This is a genomic window from Streptomyces sp. NPDC025793 (genome assembly GCF_055558375.1).
This window is the reverse complement of record NZ_JBVHMR010000002.1, coordinates 131,635-150,570: the sequence shown is the minus strand read 5'-3', so window position 1 is coordinate 150,570 and position 18,936 is coordinate 131,635. Positions and strand designations below refer to the sequence as shown.

18 protein-coding genes and 1 tRNA gene are annotated in these 18,936 nt (G+C 67.9%); 5 read left to right on the top strand and 14 right to left on the bottom strand.

Features of this window, described 5'->3' with window-relative positions; all coding sequences use genetic code 11:
- The first annotated feature begins 44 nt into the window (after positions 1 to 44).
- Entirely contained in the window at positions 45 to 686 is a 642-nt protein-coding gene (locus ACZ4MF_RS04505; protein ID WP_467489721.1) for a hypothetical protein, read from the top strand.
- 266 nt (positions 687 to 952) lie between these two features.
- Here ACZ4MF_RS04505 and ACZ4MF_RS04500 read toward each other — a convergent pair whose 3' ends face one another.
- The 3 genes from ACZ4MF_RS04500 to ACZ4MF_RS04490 form a co-directional block, all read right to left on the bottom strand.
- Complete coding sequence (locus ACZ4MF_RS04500; protein ID WP_467489719.1) at positions 953 to 1,915, bottom strand: DUF5926 family protein; 963 nt, start codon at positions 1,913 to 1,915, stop codon at positions 953 to 955.
- Positions 1,916 to 2,076: 161 nt separating this feature from the next.
- Positions 2,077 to 2,727, bottom strand: a complete 651-nt coding sequence (locus ACZ4MF_RS04495; protein WP_467489717.1) for an ATP-binding protein — start codon at positions 2,725 to 2,727, stop codon at positions 2,077 to 2,079.
- A 62-nt stretch (positions 2,728 to 2,789) separates the two neighbouring features.
- Entirely contained in the window at positions 2,790 to 3,629 is an 840-nt protein-coding gene (locus ACZ4MF_RS04490; protein ID WP_467489715.1) for a glycerophosphodiester phosphodiesterase, read from the bottom strand.
- Between the two features lie 260 nt (positions 3,630 to 3,889).
- Between ACZ4MF_RS04490 and ACZ4MF_RS04485 the strand changes: the two genes are divergently transcribed.
- Positions 3,890 to 5,359 carry a S1C family serine protease gene (locus ACZ4MF_RS04485; RefSeq protein WP_467489713.1) on the top strand — a complete coding sequence of 490 codons (1,470 nt, stop codon included), beginning with the start codon at positions 3,890 to 3,892 and terminating at the stop codon, positions 5,357 to 5,359.
- Positions 5,360 to 5,481: 122 nt separating this feature from the next.
- Positions 5,482 to 5,568: transfer RNA gene (locus ACZ4MF_RS04480), tRNA-Ser, on the top strand.
- Positions 5,569 to 5,714: 146 nt separating this feature from the next.
- On the opposite strand, the gene ACZ4MF_RS04475 is transcribed toward ACZ4MF_RS04480, so the two are convergent.
- From ACZ4MF_RS04475 to ACZ4MF_RS04465, 3 genes are all read right to left on the bottom strand, one after another.
- Entirely contained in the window at positions 5,715 to 6,353 is a 639-nt protein-coding gene (locus ACZ4MF_RS04475; protein ID WP_467489711.1) for a Cap15 family cyclic dinucleotide receptor domain-containing protein, read from the bottom strand.
- 5 nt (positions 6,354 to 6,358) lie between these two features.
- Positions 6,359 to 7,270, bottom strand: a complete 912-nt coding sequence (locus ACZ4MF_RS04470) for a nucleotidyltransferase-like protein (RefSeq protein ID WP_467489709.1) — start codon at positions 7,268 to 7,270, stop codon at positions 6,359 to 6,361.
- A 192-nt stretch (positions 7,271 to 7,462) separates the two neighbouring features.
- Positions 7,463 to 8,650, bottom strand: a complete 1,188-nt coding sequence (locus ACZ4MF_RS04465; RefSeq protein WP_467489707.1) for a restriction endonuclease — start codon at positions 8,648 to 8,650, stop codon at positions 7,463 to 7,465.
- A 215-nt stretch (positions 8,651 to 8,865) separates the two neighbouring features.
- Here ACZ4MF_RS04465 and ACZ4MF_RS04460 point away from each other — a divergent pair, with 215 nt between their 5' ends.
- Entirely contained in the window at positions 8,866 to 11,250 is a 2,385-nt protein-coding gene (locus ACZ4MF_RS04460) for an AbiJ-related protein (RefSeq protein WP_467489705.1), read from the top strand.
- 77 nt (positions 11,251 to 11,327) lie between these two features.
- Here ACZ4MF_RS04460 and ACZ4MF_RS04455 read toward each other — a convergent pair whose 3' ends face one another.
- The 7 genes from ACZ4MF_RS04455 to ACZ4MF_RS04425 form a co-directional block, all read right to left on the bottom strand.
- Positions 11,328 to 12,731 (bottom strand): tyrosine-type recombinase/integrase, encoded by a 1,404-nt coding sequence (locus ACZ4MF_RS04455; protein ID WP_467489703.1) that lies wholly within the window; start codon positions 12,729 to 12,731, stop codon positions 11,328 to 11,330.
- On the bottom strand, positions 12,725 to 12,931 hold the full coding sequence (locus ACZ4MF_RS04450) for a helix-turn-helix transcriptional regulator (RefSeq protein ID WP_266499569.1): 207 nt from the start codon (positions 12,929 to 12,931) through the stop codon (positions 12,725 to 12,727). Before ACZ4MF_RS04450 ends, ACZ4MF_RS04455 begins: the two co-directional genes overlap by 7 nt.
- Entirely contained in the window at positions 12,928 to 14,385 is a 1,458-nt protein-coding gene (locus ACZ4MF_RS04445; protein ID WP_467489701.1) for a replication initiator, read from the bottom strand. The genes ACZ4MF_RS04450 and ACZ4MF_RS04445 overlap by 4 nt, the downstream gene beginning before the upstream one ends.
- A gap of 149 nt (positions 14,386 to 14,534) precedes the next feature.
- Positions 14,535 to 15,290, bottom strand: a complete 756-nt coding sequence (locus ACZ4MF_RS04440) for a DUF2637 domain-containing protein (protein ID WP_467489699.1) — start codon at positions 15,288 to 15,290, stop codon at positions 14,535 to 14,537.
- A 244-nt stretch (positions 15,291 to 15,534) separates the two neighbouring features.
- Complete coding sequence (locus tag ACZ4MF_RS04435; RefSeq protein WP_467489697.1) at positions 15,535 to 16,956, bottom strand: FtsK/SpoIIIE domain-containing protein; 1,422 nt, start codon at positions 16,954 to 16,956, stop codon at positions 15,535 to 15,537.
- Positions 16,953 to 17,162: a hypothetical protein gene (locus tag ACZ4MF_RS04430; protein ID WP_467489695.1), complete on the bottom strand. Its 210-nt coding sequence runs from the start codon at positions 17,160 to 17,162 to the stop codon at positions 16,953 to 16,955. The genes ACZ4MF_RS04435 and ACZ4MF_RS04430 overlap by 4 nt, the downstream gene beginning before the upstream one ends.
- A complete protein-coding gene (locus ACZ4MF_RS04425) occupies positions 17,159 to 17,518 on the bottom strand; it encodes an SCO3933 family regulatory protein (protein ID WP_467489693.1) in 360 nt (119 codons plus the stop codon). Before ACZ4MF_RS04425 ends, ACZ4MF_RS04430 begins: the two co-directional genes overlap by 4 nt.
- 188 nt (positions 17,519 to 17,706) lie before the next feature.
- Between ACZ4MF_RS04425 and ACZ4MF_RS04420 the strand changes: the two genes are divergently transcribed.
- Positions 17,707 to 18,120 carry a GntR family transcriptional regulator gene (locus tag ACZ4MF_RS04420; protein WP_467489691.1) on the top strand — a complete coding sequence of 138 codons (414 nt, stop codon included), beginning with the start codon at positions 17,707 to 17,709 and terminating at the stop codon, positions 18,118 to 18,120.
- Here the strand turns inward: ACZ4MF_RS04420 and ACZ4MF_RS04415 are convergent.
- Positions 18,089 to 18,274 carry a hypothetical protein gene (locus ACZ4MF_RS04415; protein WP_467489689.1) on the bottom strand — a complete coding sequence of 62 codons (186 nt, stop codon included), beginning with the start codon at positions 18,272 to 18,274 and terminating at the stop codon, positions 18,089 to 18,091. The genes ACZ4MF_RS04420 and ACZ4MF_RS04415 overlap by 32 nt on opposite strands.
- Positions 18,275 to 18,936 lie beyond the last annotated feature (662 nt).

Below are 18,936 nucleotides of genomic sequence, written 5' to 3'. Positions count from 1 at the left end.
AGCGCGGCCGGCCGGACCCGCACACCCTCCGTCTGCTCGCCCTCATGGGCGTCGTGACGGCCGCGGTCGCGCTGCCGCTGGCCGTGGCGTCCGCCGGGCAGGTGGGCGAGAAGGCCCACCACGCGGCGCGTGACCGGTCACAGGACGCCGGGCACCCGCCGGTGCCGGGACAGGACGACGCCCTGCGACGCTCCGGGAACGGGCGTGCGGGCGGGTCCGGGCGCGCGGGAGGGGACGGCGACGCCAAGGTCCCCTCCTCCGATGTCTCTCCCCGGCTGCTGGGGCTCGGCCTCGCCACCGCCGCCCGCTGCGGCCCCGCGCTCACCTCGCCCGACGGCATCGAGGCGCAGACCTGTGTGCTGACCCAGGGAGCGGAGACCTGGGCGCGCACCTACTACCGCAACGCCACCGGCACGTCGCTCGACTCCGTGCTGAGCCTGATGGGCCCGGGCGGCCACAGTATCGAGATGCGCTGTGTCACCGGCGCCGACGACGAGCCCGCCACCTGCGAGACACCCCGTGAGCCCAGCCGGGGCGGAGCGGACGCCTACACGGCCGTCACCGAGTTCGCGAAGCACGGGGCCGACGGTGGCCTGCTGCTGCGCTCGGGCAGCGATCCGGCGAACTCCGGGGACGGGTCCACGGGCGACGCCGCGGCCGACTCCGGGGATCCGACGGCGAGTTGACGCCCGGCTGTGGAACGTCCGCCGTATGCGGACGGAGCGGCCGGGAACATGCGGGCATGGAAAGACCCGGTTGCTGGCGACGGGGGATGCACCAGCAACCGGGATACGGGAACGGTAACAAGAGATCGCCGGTTCGCAAATTCCGGCTGGGGCATTCGGCCACCGATTCCCCTGCTGCGACGGCGAGTTGTGACAGGAGTCACCCGCGCCGGAGGTCGTCGCCACGGCTGACCGACCAGTCAGCCGTGACGCCCGCGAGGGGGGCCTCAGCTGAGCGTGACCTGCCGGTTGGTCAGACCGCCGCGGGCCCGGCGCTCGTCCGCCGTGAGCGGTTCGGCGGTGGCGAGGGCGGCGGCGAGCCGCTCGGCGAACTCGGCGGCCGGCTTCTCCACGTCCTCGGCCGACATCCCGCTCGGCAGGTCCCAGACCGGCACCGTGAGCCCGTGAGCACGGAAGGAGCCCACGAGCCGGGTGCCCTCGCCCAGGCTGGAGCGCCCCGCGGCGTGCAGTCGCGCGAGAGCGTCCAGAAGCTGCTCCTCGGGATGCGGCATCACCCACCGCAGATGGTTCTTCTCCGGTGTCTCGCACCAGTACGCCGCGTCCACGCCGGACAGCTTCGCCGTCGGGATCGCGGCGGCGTTGGCCCGCTCCAGGGAGGCGGCCACGTCCGGGGCGGCGTTCTCCGCGTCCGGCACCCAGAACTCGAAGCCGCTGTGCACGACCGGCTCGAACGGCGCGTCGGCGTCGAGCAGGTCCTGGAGCCGGGGGCCCTCGGCGGGGGCGCGGCGGCCCTGCACGGGCGTGCCCGGCTGCGCTTCGAGCGCCCGCAGGAGCGTGTCCGCGAGGTCGCGGCTGATGTCGCCGGACGCCGTGTCGTTCTGCAGGCCGAGCAGGATCGAGCCGTCGTCGCGGCGCAGCGCCGGCCAGGCCATCGGCAGTACCGTGGCGAGCGTGACGGACGGAACGCCCTCGGGCAGGCCGTCCTTGAGGGTCAGCTCGACCGTCGCGGCCGGGACCAGCTCGCGCAGCGCGACCCAGTCGCCCTCGCCCGCGAGGCCCTCGAAGGGGCGGTGCACCAGCTCGGTCACCGCGTGCGCGGCGGCCCGGCCGTGGCACGCCTTGTAGCGCCGGCCGCTGCCGCAGGGGCAGGGCTCGCGGGCGCCGACAACCGGGATCTCTCCGTCCGTGATCTGTGGCTTGGCCTTCGTCTGGGGTCGCTTCTTGGCCATCGTGGGTGTCTCCCGGTTACGGCTCTTCTCGTACGGGCGCGAGCCTAGCCTCTTCGGCCATCGCCGACGGGAACCTGTGGACAACGCACGCGCGCTCGACGCCAGTGGTGTGAACCTGCGGAGGGCCAAAGGGACCTGACGGGCCGGATCCGGTGCGCGGCTCAGTCCAGATCGTCGAAGGCGTCCGCGAAGTCCAGGCCGGCCATCTCCATGTCCATGCCGGTGAGTACGGGGGCCGTGACGCGCGTAGCGAAACCGCCGCGCCGGCACCCGGCATCGGGATCGTGGACGTCCTCGTGGACCACCACCCAGACCGTCACCTCGCCCCGGATGCCGTCCCGTACGCCCCAGTCGTCGGCGAGGGCCGTGATGATGTTGAGCCCGCGGCCGCCGTGCGCCGTCACCGACGGCGTGGCCGGTGCCGGGCGGGTCGGACCGCCGCCGTCCGTCACCTCGACGGTGAGCCGCCCGCGCGGATCGACGCGCCACGCGGCACGCACGTCGCCGTCACCGGCCGGTGCGTCACCGAGGGGCCGCCCGTGTCTGCAGGCGTTGCTGAGCAGTTCCGAAAGGATCAGTACGGCGTCGTCGATGACCGGCTCCGACACGCCACCGCTGCGCAGCTGCGCGCGCATCCGGTGCCTCGCCTTCCCCACGCCCGCAGGGCCATGGGGTACGGCCATGCTCGACGACGTGGGCACCTCCTGTGCCACCACCAACGCCACCCCCGAGACCTCCTTCGCCCCACGCCACGGTGTGGATGCCCCCTGGACCTGTGGGGGAAACCGGCCAATCCCCTTCCGGTGACGCATTCGTAACGCTCATGTACGGAGCGAATGCGCCGGTGCACCCCCTGTGACGAAGGCGTCCGGGGTCACATGCGGTTCAGCTGTCGCAGCACCGCGCGCGGGCGGTTGGTGATGATCGCGTCGATGCCCAGCTCTACACAGAGGTCGACGTCCTCGGGCTCGTTCACGGTCCAGACGTGCACCTGGTGGCCGGCTCGTTTCAGTCGCTCCACGTACGCGGGGTTGTTGCGCACGATGCGGATCGAGGGACCGGCGATCCCCACCCCCGCGGGCAGCCGCCCGTCGCGCAGCCGCGGTGTGAGGAACTGCACGAGGTAGACCGTCGGCAGTGTCGGGGCGCCGGCACGCACGCGATGCAGCGAGCGTGCCGAGAAGCTCATGATCCGCACCGGGGACTCGGGGGCGGAGGCCGGCGCGTCCAGTCCGAACCGCTTCAGCAGCGTCAGCAGCCGCTCCTCGACCTGCCCGGCCCAGCGCGTGGGGTGCTTGGTCTCGATGGCCAGTTCAACCCGCCGCCCGGCGTCCGAGACCAGTTCCAGCAGCCGCTCCAGGGTGAGCACCGAGGTCTCCGCGCGGTCCTCCGGGCGGTGCTCCCAGTCGGGTTCCTCGTTGTCGGCGGCTCGGCCGAGCCAGGTCTCGCGGGTCTTGCGGGAGCCGAAGTCGAGGGTGGCGAGATCGGCCAGCTCCAGAGCGGAGACGGCCCCGCGGCCGTTGGAGGTACGGTTCACCCGGCGGTCGTGGACGCAGACCAGGTGGCCGTCGGCGGTCAGTCGTACGTCGCATTCGAGGGCGTCGGCGCCGTCCTCGATGGCCTTCTTGTAGGCGGCCAGGGTGTGTTCGGGCGCGTCCTCGGAGGCGCCCCGGTGGGCGACGACCTGGACGGAGCGCTGTGGTGCGTGGGTCACCGCGTCATCGTGCCACCGTCCGGTGGCGCTCGGGGTGGTGAGGGCATCCCCAATGCCGGGCTATGTAACTTTTGTCGGAAAAACCTTATATAAAGGCTGGCCCTGGACCCACAGCCACCGCTTATGGTGCTCTGACGGCCCGTGGGAAAAGCTGTCTCCATACAAACGGAACAGCGAAGACCGAACACAGCACCACGCAAAGCTGCCGAGCGTGACCGAGTGCGACCGACAACACCAGCCGTGGATCGAGGAGAAGAGCTGTGAGCACCGAGAACGAGGGCAACGAGGTACCCCCGGCCCCGTCCGCACCTCCTGTGCCGGTGGCCTCTTCCGCCGCTTCCCCGCAGAGCCCCGCGCCCGACGGGAACGCGCCGACCACCCCCCTCCCGCCGCTCCCCGGGGACGCCCCGGCCGGCCCGGCCCCCGAAGCCGCCGCGGCACACCCCTCCGGCCCAGCCCCCGACGGCTCCTGGCCGCCCCCGCGGCCCGCCGCCCCGCCGCACCCCGAGACCCCGTCCTATGGCGACGCGGGCGCGGGCGGTGCCGGCGGCCCGGGCGCTCCCGTCTGGGGCGCGGCGTACCAGCAGCCCGCCCCGAAGCCGCGCGGGCGCGGCGGCCTCGTCGCCGCGGTCCTGGTGGCCGCGCTGGTCGCGGGCGGCCTGGGCGGCGGCCTCGGCTACACCCTGGCCAAGAACCACGACGACAGCGGCTCCACCACCGTCTCCGCCTCCGACGGCGGCGGCGCCACCCAGGTCAAGCGCGCGCCCGGCACGATCGCCAGCGTGGCCGCCAAGTCGCTGCCCAGCACGGTCACCATCGAGGCCCAGGGCACGAACGGCGACGGCGGCACCGGCACGGGCTTCGTGTTCGACACCCAGGGCCACATCATCACCAACAACCACGTGGTGGCGGACGCGCTGAACGGGGGCAAGCTGACCGCGACGTTCCCGAACGGCAAGAAGTACGACGCCGAGGTCGTCGGTCACGCCCAGGGCTACGACGTGGCGGTCGTCAAGCTCAAGAACCCCCCGTCGGACCTCAAGCCCCTCCCGCTCGGCGACTCCGACAAGGTGGTCGTCGGCGACGAGACGATCGCCATCGGCGCCCCCTTCGGTCTGTCCAACACGGTGACGACCGGCATCATCAGCGCCAAGAACCGCCCGGTGGCCTCCAGCGACGGCAGCTCCAGCAGCAAGGCGTCGTACATGAGCGCCCTCCAGACCGACGCGCCGATCAACCCGGGCAACTCCGGCGGACCGCTGCTGGACGGCTCGGGCGCGGTCATCGGCATCAACTCCGCGATCCAGTCGACCAACAGCGGCGGCGGCTTCGGCGGCTCCGGGCAGTCCGGCTCGATCGGCCTGGGCTTCGCCATCCCGATCGACCAGGCCAAGTACGTCGCCCAGCAGCTGATCAAGACCGGCAAGCCGGTGTACGCGAAGATCGGCGCGTCCGTCTCGCTGGAGGACTCCAGCGACGGCGCGAAGATCACCGACCAGGGCACGGCCGGTTCCGCCGCGGTCGAGTCGGGCGGCCCCGCCGACAAGGCGGGCCTGAAGCCCGGCGACGTGATCACCAAGCTGGACGACATGGTGATCGACAGCGGCCCGACCCTGATCGGCGAGATCTGGACCCACAAGCCCGGCGACAAGGTGACGATCACCTACAAGCGGGGCGGCCAGGAGCACACGGTGGACCTGACCCTGGGCGCCCGGGCGGGCGACAGCTGACCCACCGCCGACACTGGCACGCGCGTGTGACCGCCTCCCGGGCCCGGTACCGGACCACGGCGCCCGCCGAACGCCCGCTCCCGGTACGCTGTTACCCGCTCCGTCCCAGGTGGACGGCGCGAGGAGGCGTGCCCGAGCGGCCGAAGGGAACGGTCTTGAAAACCGTCGTGGCAGCGATGTCACCGTGGGTTCAAATCCCACCGCCTCCGCAGAGGTCATAAGCATGCAGGTCAGAAGGGGTGTCTCTCTTGAGAGACACCCCTTCTAGGTGGGGCCTGTCTCACCTAGACCCAGCTCTGTCGCGTTGTGGATCACCGTGTGTGGACCAGGCGTGGACCACGGTGAGCGATAGGCATCAGGGTGCGGTGGTGTCTGCTGCTGCGGCCAGAGCGAAAGTGCTGTAGTCGGTGGTCCTGCTGATCAGGACCAGTTCCATGTCACCAGCAGTGAAGCGATCGGTGTAATAGCGGCCGGCGAGCGCCCTGGGCGCCGTGCCTGCCAGGCTCAATCGGCAGGCACCGGTATGTCGAGGGCTGCGCTGCTGGTGGGCGACCAATGGGATGTTCTCATAGAGAAAACGCAGCTCAGAGATGCCTGATCCGTCAGTCTTCTCAATGGTCGCGTTGCTGGAGCGGGAACTGCTCTCCGCAGTGCGCAGCGTGGCGTGCAGGGTCCAATAGGACTGCTCGACTGTGAGATAGGCCCGGATGGGTCCCCGGTTGCCGCCGGCGGGGATGTGGCTCTCGGCATTGGGGGTGAGCGTCGCGCGCCAAGTGCCATCCAGGCGCGGGTGCCCGGTGATCTTCTGGACGCCGGGCCAGCGCCAGGCCCATTTGTCGAAGACCAGAACTAGGTACCCCAAAGCTGCAGGAACATAGGCGAAGACGTACTTCAGCTCTTGGTCGGGCCGTAGGCCCAGTAGGTAGAGCAGGACGCCGTAGATGGTGGAGGCAGCGGCCGCGCCCCAGCGTATGGATTGGGCTGGTGAGGTCATCGGGGTCATCCGTAGTTGAGGTAGTGCCACGCCGCGTCGAGAAGTTGGCGGGCATCGTCGATCTTCCACTTCTGGCCGCTCTGGAAGAGTTTCTTGATCTCGTTCGGTTCGATCAATGCGTTCGGGTTTCCCCACCAGAAACTGACCTGGTGGCGCAGGTGGGTCAGGGCTCCTTCGAATGCCTTGTCCAGGGAACCAGTCGTGAGCACCGGATCAGGGACGTTATAGATCAGGCACTCCATGAAGTAGGACGGGAGGTCCTTGATCTCCCCGAGCCGCACCAGGTCGTTCTCCACCGCCTTCAGCGCGCGGACCGCGAACTTGTAGCGGCGACCGGTGCGGTTGTTCTTCTCCCGGCCGTTGATCAGCTGCTGGTGGGACCAGTTGACGACGTGCTGGCCGTCTTTCGTGAAGACGACTGTGCCCTGAGCCGTGGGGCGACCCCAACCAGGCTCGTGGAGGTACGTGAAGCACGGGACTACATCCGTGCTGGGGCGGCTGCCGGGTACATCCGGTACGTAGAAGGCGACATTGTGCGTTGCGTCCACAGCGCTGGAGACGCCCTTCAGTGCTACTCCGAGCTCCTCGCGGAAAGCTTCGGGTGTCCAAGGGCCGTTGTAGCTGTTGCGCTGCTGCACCTGCTCCCAATAGCTCATGCCGCTCGCGGAGATGCCGTGGTACGCGCGCTGCGTGAACTCCACTTTGATGTCAACGTCACTGTCGCTGCTCACGTTCGTCTTGTTCGCCCAGGATCCCTTCGCCTCGACGCTGAGTCCGAGGCCAGCGAACCGAGGGTGCTGCTGCACCGCGCGTGTGACCATACGACGTGCGCGCTCAAGGCGCTGCTCCTCCGCCTCGCTCGGCGGGTTCTTCCAACGCGTCAATTTGGCGACTCGTTGCTCAGGTGAGAGTTGCATGTCCCCCTCCTCCAGTACTGGGAGTTGGACCTGGCGTACGTCGGCGTCCTGGCCCGCGCGCAGGTTACGCCCCATCACTGACAATCGGGCCGGGCAGGCAGCGGATGCCCGATGGCTTCGACCGCGTGTATGACGAGCGCGGCTGTGCCTCGCTCTAGGTTCAGTACAGATGTGTTTGCTATGGCTTGCTAGCTAGTCGGGGCCCAGTGGCTGGCGGAGGCTGTGTGCTGCGGCGATGTGTGGGCGCTGGGCCAGGAGTGTTTCCAGGCGGTTGTCGGGCCAGAGATCGATATGGGGTGGGGCTCCGTTTGCGTTGTGACGTTCGGCAAAGTCGACGGCGTCGGTGGTGAATCGGCCGCTGGTTACGATGATGAGTCCGCGGACGATGGGCGGTTGCCACAGTTGGACAGAGGCTACGGTCTCGTTAACCGCGGCGAGGTTCACGGACTTGCTGAGCCAGTGCTTGGCCTGAACGATGACGCGTTCGGTGCGGACCCCGCCGGTTCCGTCGCGCAAGATGCGATCCAGTGAGAGATCTCGCCCTCGGTCAGGCGCACGGGTCTGGGTGAGCCATTGGACGTTTTGGTGCTCTGGGATGTCTCGTAGGAGGTCGTAGAGAAGCCGTTCGAATCCGTCGTCATCCAGACGCGCCCAGGGCAGACCGATGGTTGCGGCGCCTGTGAGGTGTCCGGAGGCGGCGTGGCCCAGGTCTGTCTCCGGTACGGGCAGGGGGCCGCTGTCGCTGAGGGCCCCCGCCTCGACATCGGCACGCACGCTCGGCCAGTCGTATTCGGCGATGTCATGCCAGTCGTGGCCTTGTCCGAAGCGCATGTGCCGGTGAAGATCAGACCAGCGGCCCTTGCGTTCGGTGGTGTCGCCGATGAGCCGCTCGATTTCCGCCACTGCCTCACGAATCTGCTGTGTCTGGTCGTTCTCCAAATGTGCCTGAGAGTCCCTCTCCACCTCGTTCAAGGCGCGAGGTAGCGCAGTCTCTATAACGGCGGTGAGTTGCTGCAGCCGGCCCCGGGCCGCGCGGCGGCGAGCGCGGTTGAGGCGGTATCGGTACTCGGCCAGGTCTTGGCCAGGCTTTTCGCCAGCCGCGTGCACCGCATCAGGTAGCTCACCGATCTCGAAATAGTCGATGAAGCTTTGACCCATGGCGTCGATGTCCGGGAGCTCGTCCGTGATCGTCCAGCCGTCGATGGGTGGGAGTCCTGGCAGGAGATCTGCCCAGGATCGCCTCAAGTCGTCATATTCGGGGTGAGAGCAGCGCATCGGACTATCTGGGATGAAAGTTGCTGCGCGCGCCCACACACTCTCCAGCTTTGTCAGGTTCGCCGCGGTGCGGTCCATGACACGAAGAAGCTCTTCCAGGTCCACGCTTCGAAGGCTGCCATGTCTCAAGCGCGTATGCATGGAGTCCTACAGGTCCGCCCAAGAGCGAGGTCAGGCGCCGGTCAGAGCATTGCTAGCTCTTGCGTGCACCCTGTCGCGTGAAGACACGAACGCCAGGGCACTCGGGGATCGTTACACGTAACGGTCTCGTGTACCGCAACGGGTGATGAGCGACCCTGTGGATCATTTAATGTGCACACATGGTCGCTGATCGTCACCTTGTCTCCCGTGCCACCCGAAATGTTGTCCGCCGGTTGATGAGCAGCCTCTACGTCGGTGCGATTGAGGAGTACTGGGAGAACGAGGGCTTCCCGCGAAGTGAGGCCGTCACGCCCCGCCAGGGCGGAGCCCGCCAACAGACCTTTGATGCGTACGAAGCTTCGGTGGACTGGGGCCACGAAGAACATGCACGCCGGGCCTTGCGCGTCTTCGAGAGCTTGCTGCGCCGGCTGGACCGCGAGAGCCGCAAGTTCGGCAGCGACGGTCTGGAGCCGAGTGTCCTGGATGAACTGCGTGAGGCATTCGACCGCGACGGATACCAGCTTGATGACAAGCTCCGTATCCGGAGCCGACTGGGCGCTGTTGGCCCGCCGATGCAGGAGGCCGGAGTACCTCACGATGCCCGCAACATCACGCTGGTGACACGCAAGCGGCTCTTCCGGCAGCTGACTGACAAAGGCGTGAAGTGGTACGGCGACGTCGATGAGATCGATTTTTTGCGTCGGCTCTACGACCTTGAGGCTCTTCCCAGTGAGGACATCAGGTTCAGCAACGCCGAAGAAGACATCAGGCAGCACCGGTACAACAACTACGACTGGGAAGAAGACTGGATCTACAACGACGACAGATTCGGGCTCCGCGACGGTACGGATGAAGTGCTCTTGCGCTTCCTGGCGGAGATGCTTCACCCCGAGGTGCGCTCCGACGAGGCCGAGGTTGCCCATCTTGCGGAACACATTGATGAGGCGGTGCGCCGTGACGGGTATGCCTTCGTGCCTGTCGCCGACATCAGCGGTTATCCCATTTACGGTGCGTATGGACTCGCTAGCGCCGAGAGTGGGCATTCGGATGCCGAGAGACGCCGTTCAGCCGAAGCCGATCGTCGGGACTTGCCGGTCCAGCAGTTCGCTGACGCGTTTTGGGGGCTGCCGGAAGCTGATCGCGACGCGGTAGGCAACTTCGTCGCGACGTCCAGGACACGCAGCGGTGAGGAGGCGGCTGAGGAGGACACCCGGGCCGGTGATCTGCCCGCGCCTCCGGGGGAGTACGCCGCTGTGCAGGGCGCGGCCCGCGGCCACCGTAAGGACTACGCGATGGACCGGGTGAGGATGAAAGAAGGTGGGCAGGCGGACATCTTCGCCGCAACACACAAGGCCACTGGCGTCCGGGTCGCCCTCAAGCGCCGCCGATCGCACCGGGAGACCCCGGCGGCACGGATGCGACGTGAAATCGAAGTGGCCCAAGACCTCAACGCCCACCCGCACTATGTTTCGATCCTTGACGCTAACCCCTCCGAGGGCTGGCTCGTCATGCCCATGGCGCAAGGTACGGCCGAAGATCACCGCGACCTCCTGCAAAATCCAACGGCACTACTGGACCTGGTAAATGCTCTCATTGACGTGCTGCACGCTGCCCACACTCATGGATGGCTCCACCGAGACGTCAAACCCTCCAACATCCTCCTGCTCGACGGCAGCTGGCGACTCGGCGACTGGGGCGTTGTTCGCCGGCCCCGCGGTCAGACCACCAAGGCGGACCGCACGCGTACGGAGGTGGGAACCGATGGCTTCGCTGCGCCTGAGTTGTTCATCGACGCACACCAGGCGACTGCCGCAGCGGACATCTACGGGGTCGGCCGTGTCATCGCTTGGGCCCTCACCGACGAGCATCCGGAGATGAATGTGCCTCTTCTGCCGGCTCCGGGCCCCTGGAGGAACATCGTCCGCAGGGCGACAGCCCGCGATCCGCGCAATCGCCCCCAGACTGCCACCGAGCTACGCCAACTGGTCCAGGACCAGCTCGCCGAGACGGAACTGCCTACTCGAGAAGAAGCCGAGCGCTTGCTCGCACTGGCACTTATCGGAAGCCGCGAGTCCCTGGAAGCCTTCCTCTCCCTCATAGCCGACCATCCGGAAGACCCGGACCTGTACATCGACACGCTGACTCAGCTGAAGCCCGAGGTTGCAGCCGAGGTACTCATCGAGCTCCCGGCCGATGCTGCACGGCTCCTCGAAGCGATGAGCAACCATGCTTCGACCCCGCGCCGCCGCATCCAATTCCCGGAGGCCAATCGAGCCACCCTCTGGCTTCAGCGCGTGTCAGCCTTCGCCGCATCCAGAGGTGCATGGAACCTGCTGGACGAAGCCGCCCGCACGATGTGCACCTGGGACGCCGTCTGGAACCAGTACAGAGCACAGGACCAGATCGCTGCGTGGCTGCGGACCCTACAGGGCGAGCCCGCTCTTCTCCTGGCTGGTGCTCTTGAGGAACACCCAGGCTGTGCCAAGCATTTCGGTGGCCTCCTCGGCCTCACTGAGTTGGATCTGAAGATCGGCAAGGCCATCAGGAAAGCGGCCAACGCGTAGTGGTGGGGCCACCACCCGACGACAGCCATGGCTCAGGGGGACCCCACAAGGCATGCCGAATACGAGTAGGTAACCGCCTACTCGTGGTCGTGCTCGTCGATCGCGTCGAGAGCCTGTTGAATCTGCTGGTTGGCCAGCGTCTGCTTGCGGTGGATGGCCTTGGCGTAGAAGCGGAACAGAACTGCGATGCTGTGGCCTGCCCGGCGTGCGACCTCTGCCGGGGAGACTCCGGATTCGAGCCAGAGTGAGACGCCCGCGTGGCGGAGGGAGTACGGCACCTCAGCCAGGGGGGAAGCCGCTTCAGACTCGGTCAGCGCCGCGAGTCGAGCCACTTTCCAAACCTGCCCGTACTCCTTGGACAGCAGGCCGCCGCCCTGGGTTGCACGGAAGAGCCGGCCGTCTTCAGTGGTACCGAACTCCTTGATGTGCTCGCGGACCAGGCGCACGAGGACGGGGGGAATCGGCACAGGCCGGGTTGCCTTGCGAGCTCGCTTCTTCAGGCCGCGCGTATCGAATGACTCGCCTGTGTCGGTCCACCCGGAGCCGACGCGGGGCGTGCTCGTGGACAGCAGCACTTCTCCCCAGCCCTCTTCGGGCAGGGTGAAGTCTTCTTCCCGGAGATTGGCCGCCTCACCAGGGCGGTTGGCCGCGTAGTAGAGGCAGCCGAAGAACGCCATCAGGTGGCGTCCGCGTGCCCCCTGCTCGCCTACGGCGTCGATCAGCGCCTTCGCCAGCTTGGGGTCGGGGACGAACCGGAAGTCGATCTCGTCGTCAGTTTCGGGCGGAGTCCAGTCGACCTTGTCGAGGGGCAGGGTCGCCAGGAGCTCCCGTTCGACCGCGTACCGAAGGCAGTTGCTGAAGACCGTCCGCTTGCGATTCACCGTATTCTCGGCAGCGGCCGTGCCGTCTTGCTTCAGCTTCAGCGCGTCGAGCGCCGTACGCACCACCGAGGGAGTGTTGAGCGCGGTGATGTCGACGGACTTTCGGCTGATCCAGTCCAGCGCAGACGCGATGTCGGCGGGAGGTTTCTCAACGTCGATACGCGGCTTCAGCGTCCCGTCGTCGCCGAGGACGAAGCGGTACACCCACGAGTAGAGGGCGATACGGAGCACCTTGGGAACCGGGGCCCCTCGGTTGTCCTTGACCAGCTTCGGCGTGATGGTGGCCAGCGTGTCAGCGATGCTCGCGCGGTGTTTGGCCGAGGCGCCAGGCCATTTCATCTCCGCGTACGCACGGGTATGGGCGTACCACGTGGTGGAGTTGAGCGCCTGCAGCTCCGAGGCGGGCAGGCCGGTTTCCGTGTCGAACTGCTCACGGTTGCGCAGAGCCGCCAGCAGCTCCGAGCGCCGACCGTCGGCCTGAGCCTTGATCTTGTAGCTCTTGGAGAAGGGCCGGGGGCCGACCCGCCAGCGGAGCTGATAGGCCGCCACGCGGTCGGCCCGTTTGCGGATGCTCCAGATCTGCACGTCGTAGGTCAGCACGCTTCCCGCACCTCGCAGGAGTCGAACCAGGCGTCGAGGTCGGCTCGGCGTATGCGGATCTGCCCGTTGGGGAGCTTCAGGTGCCTCGGAGCCTGGCCCCGAGCACGCATGCGGTAGAAGGCGGCACGGGACACCCCGATCTCAGCCAGTGCTTCCCCCAGCTTGAGCGTCTGCCTGTCGGCCTTGGTCGGAGTGGTCACAGCCAGGGCTCCCCTTCGGTCTTGATGCGGTCGGCTTGGTTGAGGTCGTGGCGGACCTGGGCGGCGAGGAGTTCTTCGCCGGGGCGGTAGCCGCTGGCGAGGTAGGTCCAGGAGGAGGCGGTGACGAGGGTGGTCTCGTCGGTGGTGGGGTGGCCGGCGCGGGCACGGGCGGCTTCGGCTTGGGCGAGGCGCCAGGCGCGGCGTACGTCGCGGAGGGCGCCGAGGGTGGTGGAGTAGGCGCGGGATTTGCTGGAGAAGTGGCCGCGGAAGCCGAGCATGTGAGCCCACTTCCAGAGCTTCAGCTCGGCGAACTCCGGCAGGTGGCCGAGGTCCCAGGCGGTACGGATCATCTGACGTACGTGCTGCTGGATGGGCAGGGCCTTGATGGGTTCGGCCTGTCCGGTGCCGTCGCAGTCGGGGCACCGGTCGTGGAAGCCGTCGGGGCCGCGTAGGTAGCCGCGTCCGGCGCACGGGCGGCACATCAGGGTGCGGTCCACGGTGCCCGCGCCCTCAGCGTTCTTGGTGGCGTACTTGGCGACGTATCCGGCGACCTTGGCGTCGGTGAGTTCGCCGTCGCCCAGGGCGGTGATGGGGTCGACCTTGTACCGGCGGCCCCAGGTGATGACGCGTTCGCCGATGGAGTCGGATTCGATGGTGAGCCGGGCCTGTTTGACTGCCAGGCCCACGGCGGCCTTGAGGGCATCGAAGGTGGCCCAGGCTGGGGGCGGGGTGGTGTGGCCGTCGGGTCCGTCGAAGCGGATTACGGCGTGGAAGTGGACCAAGCCGCGCTTTTGGTACTCGGCGACTTTGGCGAAGGAGACGCGCAGGGCGGAGTTCAGCGCCTTCTGCGTGATGCCGAAGTGCTTGGCCAGGGCGCGGCGCAGGTAGGTGGTGAAGCGTGCCCAGAGCTGTCCGGCGTGCGCGTTCCAGAGGACGGCCCCGGCGTAGTCGTAGGTGGCCGGGTTCAGCGGCGTGCTCAGGGCTGGGTCGTCGTCGGCGTGTTGGGTGCCGCAGCGGCAGGGGCGGGGCTTGCCTGCGCTGTCGGTGTTGCGGTGGACGGAGCCGAAGGAGGGAGCGGTGAGGGTGACAAAGGCGCGGGGGTGGTCGCGGACGGTTTCGGCGACGTTCTTGCCGCCGGAGAGTCCGGCCTTGATCAGGTGGTAGGTGTCGGCGGCGTAGACGCGGGAGCAGGCGGGGCAGCGGGATGCGCGGCGGTTGCCGCAGGTGGTCAGCAGCCGTCCGGAGGGTTCGTGTTCGGAGCGGTAGGAGCGGACCACTTCCTTGGTGGTCTGGTCGGTGGTGATCGTCCAGCCGTGGAGGTTGATAGGGCTGGTGCAGCCGCGCAGGTTGCGGACCTGCTCTTGTACGCGGTCGAAGTCGTGGGTGTTGGCCAGTTCGATCAGGTCCCGCAGGCCGGGGCTGATGACGTGCCGCAGGTCGAGGGGGCGGCGCATGGGTGGCGGGGTCTCCTCTCTGGCGCGAGGGTGGGACCTGCGGGCAGCAGCGAACAGTGCGCTCGGGCTGCTGCCCGCAGGCATGACGGACTGGGCCCAGGGACGGGCGAGGGCGGGAGATGCCGGGAGGCCGGCGGGGAAGCGCGGCTCTACAGGGCGGCGTGGAGGGCGGTGGCCATGGGCAGGCCGATGCCGAGTCGCCGCTTGAGCTGTGCCGCTGTGATGGGTTCGCCGTGCTCGGCGCGGTGGGAGGCGGCGATGGAGCGTGCTTCGGCGAGCAGGGGCTCAGGCACCTTGACCGCAGGGGCAGGGGCAGGAGCGACGAGCGCCGGAGCGATGGGCGTGGCGACCGGGGCCGGTTCCGGCGTGAGGGGTGGCGTAGGCGACGGGGCGGTTTCCGGTTCGGTGGAGGCCGGGACGGGCTTCGTCTCGGCAACCGGATCCGGGGCGGGTTCGTGGGTCGATTCCGTCTCGGCAGCGGGAGCCGGGGCGGCTGCGTCGGTGGTGACTGTGTGGAAGGAGCGCAGTAGCTGCGGGCCGACCGCTCCCCAGCCAAGGAGCAGCACCGGGGCCACGGCGTCCACGGCGGCGCGGCCGTAGTGCTCGGCGACGATGGGTTCGGCGATGTTGAGGGCCAGGGTCAGCAGGCCGGAGACGTGCATGAGGCGGGTAGCCGCCTTCATCTGGTCGGGCGGGACGCCCCGCAGGGAGAGGTAGCGCAGGGCGACCAGGAGCCCGACCACGGACAGGTCGACCATGGGGGCGATCAGGGGTGCGATGGGGGCGGGGACGCCCAGGCGCAGGGCCAGGGCCCAGACGTTGCCGAAGGAGAAGACGAACGCCAGGGCGGCGATGATGCCCATGACGACGGTCACGGTGCGCTGGGTGATCCGGTCCTCAGTCATTGAGTTCACCTCCTTTCGTGGCTGCGTGGGATTCGTTGCCAGGACCCGTCAGGGCCTGTGCCTGGCCATCTCGGCTGCGTTGGGGCCGAGGAACCTTTCCAGGAGTTGGCGTTCCCTGCCGTTTGCGGTGCGGTAGGCCGTGACGCCGATCGCTGCGGCATCCAGCAAGCGTCCGTTAGCGGTGGCCCGCCTCATGGCCCGTACCGCTTTGCGGATGCGGAGACGCATCTGTCCTCCTTGTGTGTCAGGCCGCCATGGCGGGGGGCTCGGGGTCGTCCTTGGTGAGGTCCACGTCCGTCCGTCCGGTCAGGTTCTCCAGGAGCCGGGCGGGGTGCTGCACCAGGTGGGCGGTGGCTTCGGCGACGCGGGCGGCATCCTCGTCGGCGACGTAGGGGGTGCGGATGCGGATGAAGCCGGGTCGGCCGTGCTGCGACATGACCGCGACACCGACGTACGCGGGGTCCTGGAGGAGGACCGGGCTCGCGTCGGGCCACTCGCGGATGTCGTCGCCGAGCGCGGCCACGGCGGCGTCAGCGGTCTTCTGTGCGAAGGACAGGCCGACCGGGCAGACATCGCGGATGAAGGTGGGGATGGCGTCTCCGGTGGTCTTCTGCGTGGTCAGGATGGTCAGGAAGCCGACCGAGCGGCCCTTCTTCACCAGGTCCTCCGTGAGCCGGGCGTTCTCCGCAGCGAACGCCGCCAGCTTCTTCGTGGCCGGGTCGGAGCCCTTGTGGTCGCGGAAGTAGGTGTGGGCCTCGTCGATGACGATGACGATCAGGGGCCAGTCAGCCGACGGGCCGACGTGCCACATGTTCTTCTTGCCCAGCACCTTGCGGATGCTCGCGGAGCGGGCACGGCGCAGCGCCACCAGCTCCTTGAGGAGCTTGTTCGCTTCTTCCAGGTCATCCCCGCAGAACGCGAACGCCCGCTGTGCCAGGTCGGCGTAGTCGCCCTCGTAGGCGTGGGAGACCTTCCCGTCGAAGAAGACGAACTGAACGGCCGGCGAGGGCGCCCAGTCACACACCAGCCGGTTCACACACGAGGTCTTGCCGAAGCCCGGCAGGCCGCCGACAGCCACTCCGGGCACTTCCTTGAGGGGCACGAATACGGGCATGCCGAACTCGTCCACCCCCAGGTCCCACTTCGCGTACTCCTCAGGCGGGCGGCCCGTGGGCGTGTGAACGGTCGGCGTGATCAGCGGGTCCACGCGCACTCCACGCAGCATGACGTGTCCGGGCTTGTCTCCCGGCAGCGCTGACACGCGGGTCATACGCCAGGCATCCGCCAGGTAGGGGGCCGCCTTCTGGTACTCCGCCAGGCCGACGCCCGGCAGACATCCCGCCCGCGCGATCACCCCGAACGCGTCGTGCGTGACCTTCAGCGCAGGGACCAGGACGCGGGGCTTGGCGGGCTTGTTGTCCGTGTTCGCCAGGGAGGCCAGCGGGGTCGGCATCTTGTCCGTGGCGCACAGCTTCAGCATCTGCGCGAGCCGCTTCCAGGTCCGCCGAACCCGCACGGCCTGCCGGATGGACTGCCGGGTCATGGCATCGGCCCGCAGGTAACGGACCACCCACCACACCGACCAGCCGACCAGCACGGCCAGCGCCACGCCGACGACCAGGGGGCCGTAGCCGAAGGCCCCTCCCGTCGGGTCGTTGTCCTTCATGTGTTGCTCTCCTGCGAGGTGTAGAGGAAGGCCGCAAGGGCCGTTTCGAGGGCCGCCCGATCCGGGGCGGTAAGGCGGGGGAAGCCGTAGCCGACGAGCACGGCCGCCACCGAGTTGATGAGGGAATCGGTGAGCCGGGCATCCGGCCCGGCGTGAGGCAGCGGGTAGCTGCACTCGACGCCGGACCGGAAAGCACTGCCGCTCACGCCGCCTCAGCGGCCGGGGAGGACCCGCCGACCAGGTCCAGGCGCTCTGCGCGATAGGCGATGCCGTCCGAGAGCGAGCCGTTGAAGATCCGGGCCCACGGAGTGGCGAACAGCTCCACCGGCATCACCGGCATGCCCGGCTTGAGGCCGTTGGGGAGACCGGTCTCCGGAACCGTGATCTTCATGGCCTCGGCGCGGTCGTCCTCCATGAAGAAGAGGGTGACCACGAACAGCTTCGCGCCGGTCTCACGGTCCACGGCGAACTGCGTCTTCTCCTGGTCCGCGTACTTCGGCACCGGCAGGTTGCCGACCATGAACGACGCGGACGGGAGCAGGCCAACACGAATACGAGCCATGGGAGTTACGTCCTTTCGGTAGGTGCTCCGCCGGGAGTGGCGAAGCGAGATCAACAGTGCACCACCTGCCAAGGGCCCGTCAAGCGCCTAGCGCACATCGCACCTATGGCGGGGAGGTGCATGTGGAAAATAGGAGGTGCAACAGGGTCTTACTGCGGTAGACGGGCCAGGCCCGCTACCCTCGGGCTATGAAGCTGCCCAAGGATTCCGACACCCCGCCATACCGTCTGGTCGCCGAGGAGCTACGGCGGCAGATCCGCTCCGGCCGCCTCAAGCCGGGCGAGCGGGTTCCTTCGTCTCGTGACCTGGAATCGACCTACGAGATCGCCAACATGACCGCGCGTTCCGCCCTGCGCATGTTGCGCGACGAAGGACTGATCAACACCATGCCGGGTCGGGGCAACTTCGTCGCGGATCCTCTGCCGGAGGCCGACCCGAAGGCCGGCGCTCCCGAGGCGGCAAGCGGCGGGCAGATGCCCACGCCGGAATACATCGAGCTGTCGGAACGACTGGATGCCATAAATGCCAGGCTGGACACCCTGTTCCAGGTCTTCGGCCAACTCGGCGGCGTCACCGAGGCGAAGAAGTCGCCGAAGAAGTAGCACGGGCGTTTTCGAGCACCCGACGCGCAAGATCCTCCAGCCGCGTCACCTTGTCTTCAATTTCCTTGATCTTCGCCGCAATCAGTGCTGCCTCGTGCTTGTTCATTTCCACCCGTTCGTTGTTGTGCTGCTGCTGCGTGTCGAGTTCAGCCACCGCCGGGGGCTTACCCGAAGGCTTGCCCAGCGGTCATCCACCGCCGGATCAGGGCTTGCCCGTGGCGCTCGGCAAGCCGTCATCGCGGCTGTTGAGACAGGTCTACCGGCCGAACCGGGCAGGTGCGAGGTGGACGGCTCCGCGCTCCCGTCGGGCGGGCAACAACCTTCTTTCGCGTCCCGCCGTACGGGCCCGCGGCTTTTCTGCGCGCTCATATCGCTTGTCCTTCCAGTCGTCCCGGCAGTGCATCAATGGTCTGGAGAAACGCCAGTTTGGGTAACCGGCGATCATCGGCTATGTTGCGCCGCCCCGTTTCGAGCGGACGCCCATAGAGGTCGGTTTTTCGAGTCCCGTGTGACTCTGAACAGATATGACGCCGATCACTCTTCTCGCCTCTTTCGTACCTAGCTCCGCCGGACCCTCCGAGGTGCGAGACAGCAGATCATCGAAAGCGGACACCTCCACCGTGACGAGCGATCCCCTGCACTCGGTACAGGTTGAAAAACACCGCTCCGGTGTGACGCCGCCTCTCGTGACCTGCCTCACAGTTCTTTCGGCACCCATGCAGCCAGCTCACCACTCGTCCCCGACCACGCCACCGACCATGGAGAGGCGACCAGGGGCACGAGCACATAACGGCCGTGCGTGACCGCCAACGACCA

What these genes read in the sequence shown, in the direction of transcription:
- ACZ4MF_RS04425 (WP_467489693.1), bottom strand. Translation starts at nt 17,518, where the DNA reads ATGGCTCGTATTCGTGTTGGCCTGCTCCCGTCCGCGTCGTTCATGGTC.
- ACZ4MF_RS04460 (WP_467489705.1), top strand. Translation starts at nt 8,866, where the DNA reads ATGGTCGCTGATCGTCACCTTGTCTCCCGTGCCACCCGAAATGTTGTC.
- ACZ4MF_RS04495 (WP_467489717.1), bottom strand. Translation starts at nt 2,727, where the DNA reads ATGCGTCACCGGAAGGGGATTGGCCGGTTTCCCCCACAGGTCCAGGGG.
- ACZ4MF_RS04440 (WP_467489699.1), bottom strand. Translation starts at nt 15,290, where the DNA reads ATGACTGAGGACCGGATCACCCAGCGCACCGTGACCGTCGTCATGGGC.
- ACZ4MF_RS04500 (WP_467489719.1), bottom strand. Translation starts at nt 1,915, where the DNA reads ATGGCCAAGAAGCGACCCCAGACGAAGGCCAAGCCACAGATCACGGAC.
- ACZ4MF_RS04420 (WP_467489691.1), top strand. Translation starts at nt 17,707, where the DNA reads ATGAAGCTGCCCAAGGATTCCGACACCCCGCCATACCGTCTGGTCGCC.
- ACZ4MF_RS04445 (WP_467489701.1), bottom strand. Translation starts at nt 14,385, where the DNA reads ATGCGCCGCCCCCTCGACCTGCGGCACGTCATCAGCCCCGGCCTGCGG.
- ACZ4MF_RS04435 (WP_467489697.1), bottom strand. Translation starts at nt 16,956, where the DNA reads ATGAAGGACAACGACCCGACGGGAGGGGCCTTCGGCTACGGCCCCCTG.
- ACZ4MF_RS04475 (WP_467489711.1), bottom strand. Translation starts at nt 6,353, where the DNA reads ATGACCTCACCAGCCCAATCCATACGCTGGGGCGCGGCCGCTGCCTCC.
- ACZ4MF_RS04505 (WP_467489721.1), top strand. Translation starts at nt 45, where the DNA reads ATGGGCGTCGTGACGGCCGCGGTCGCGCTGCCGCTGGCCGTGGCGTCC.
- ACZ4MF_RS04470 (WP_467489709.1), bottom strand. Translation starts at nt 7,270, where the DNA reads ATGCAACTCTCACCTGAGCAACGAGTCGCCAAATTGACGCGTTGGAAG.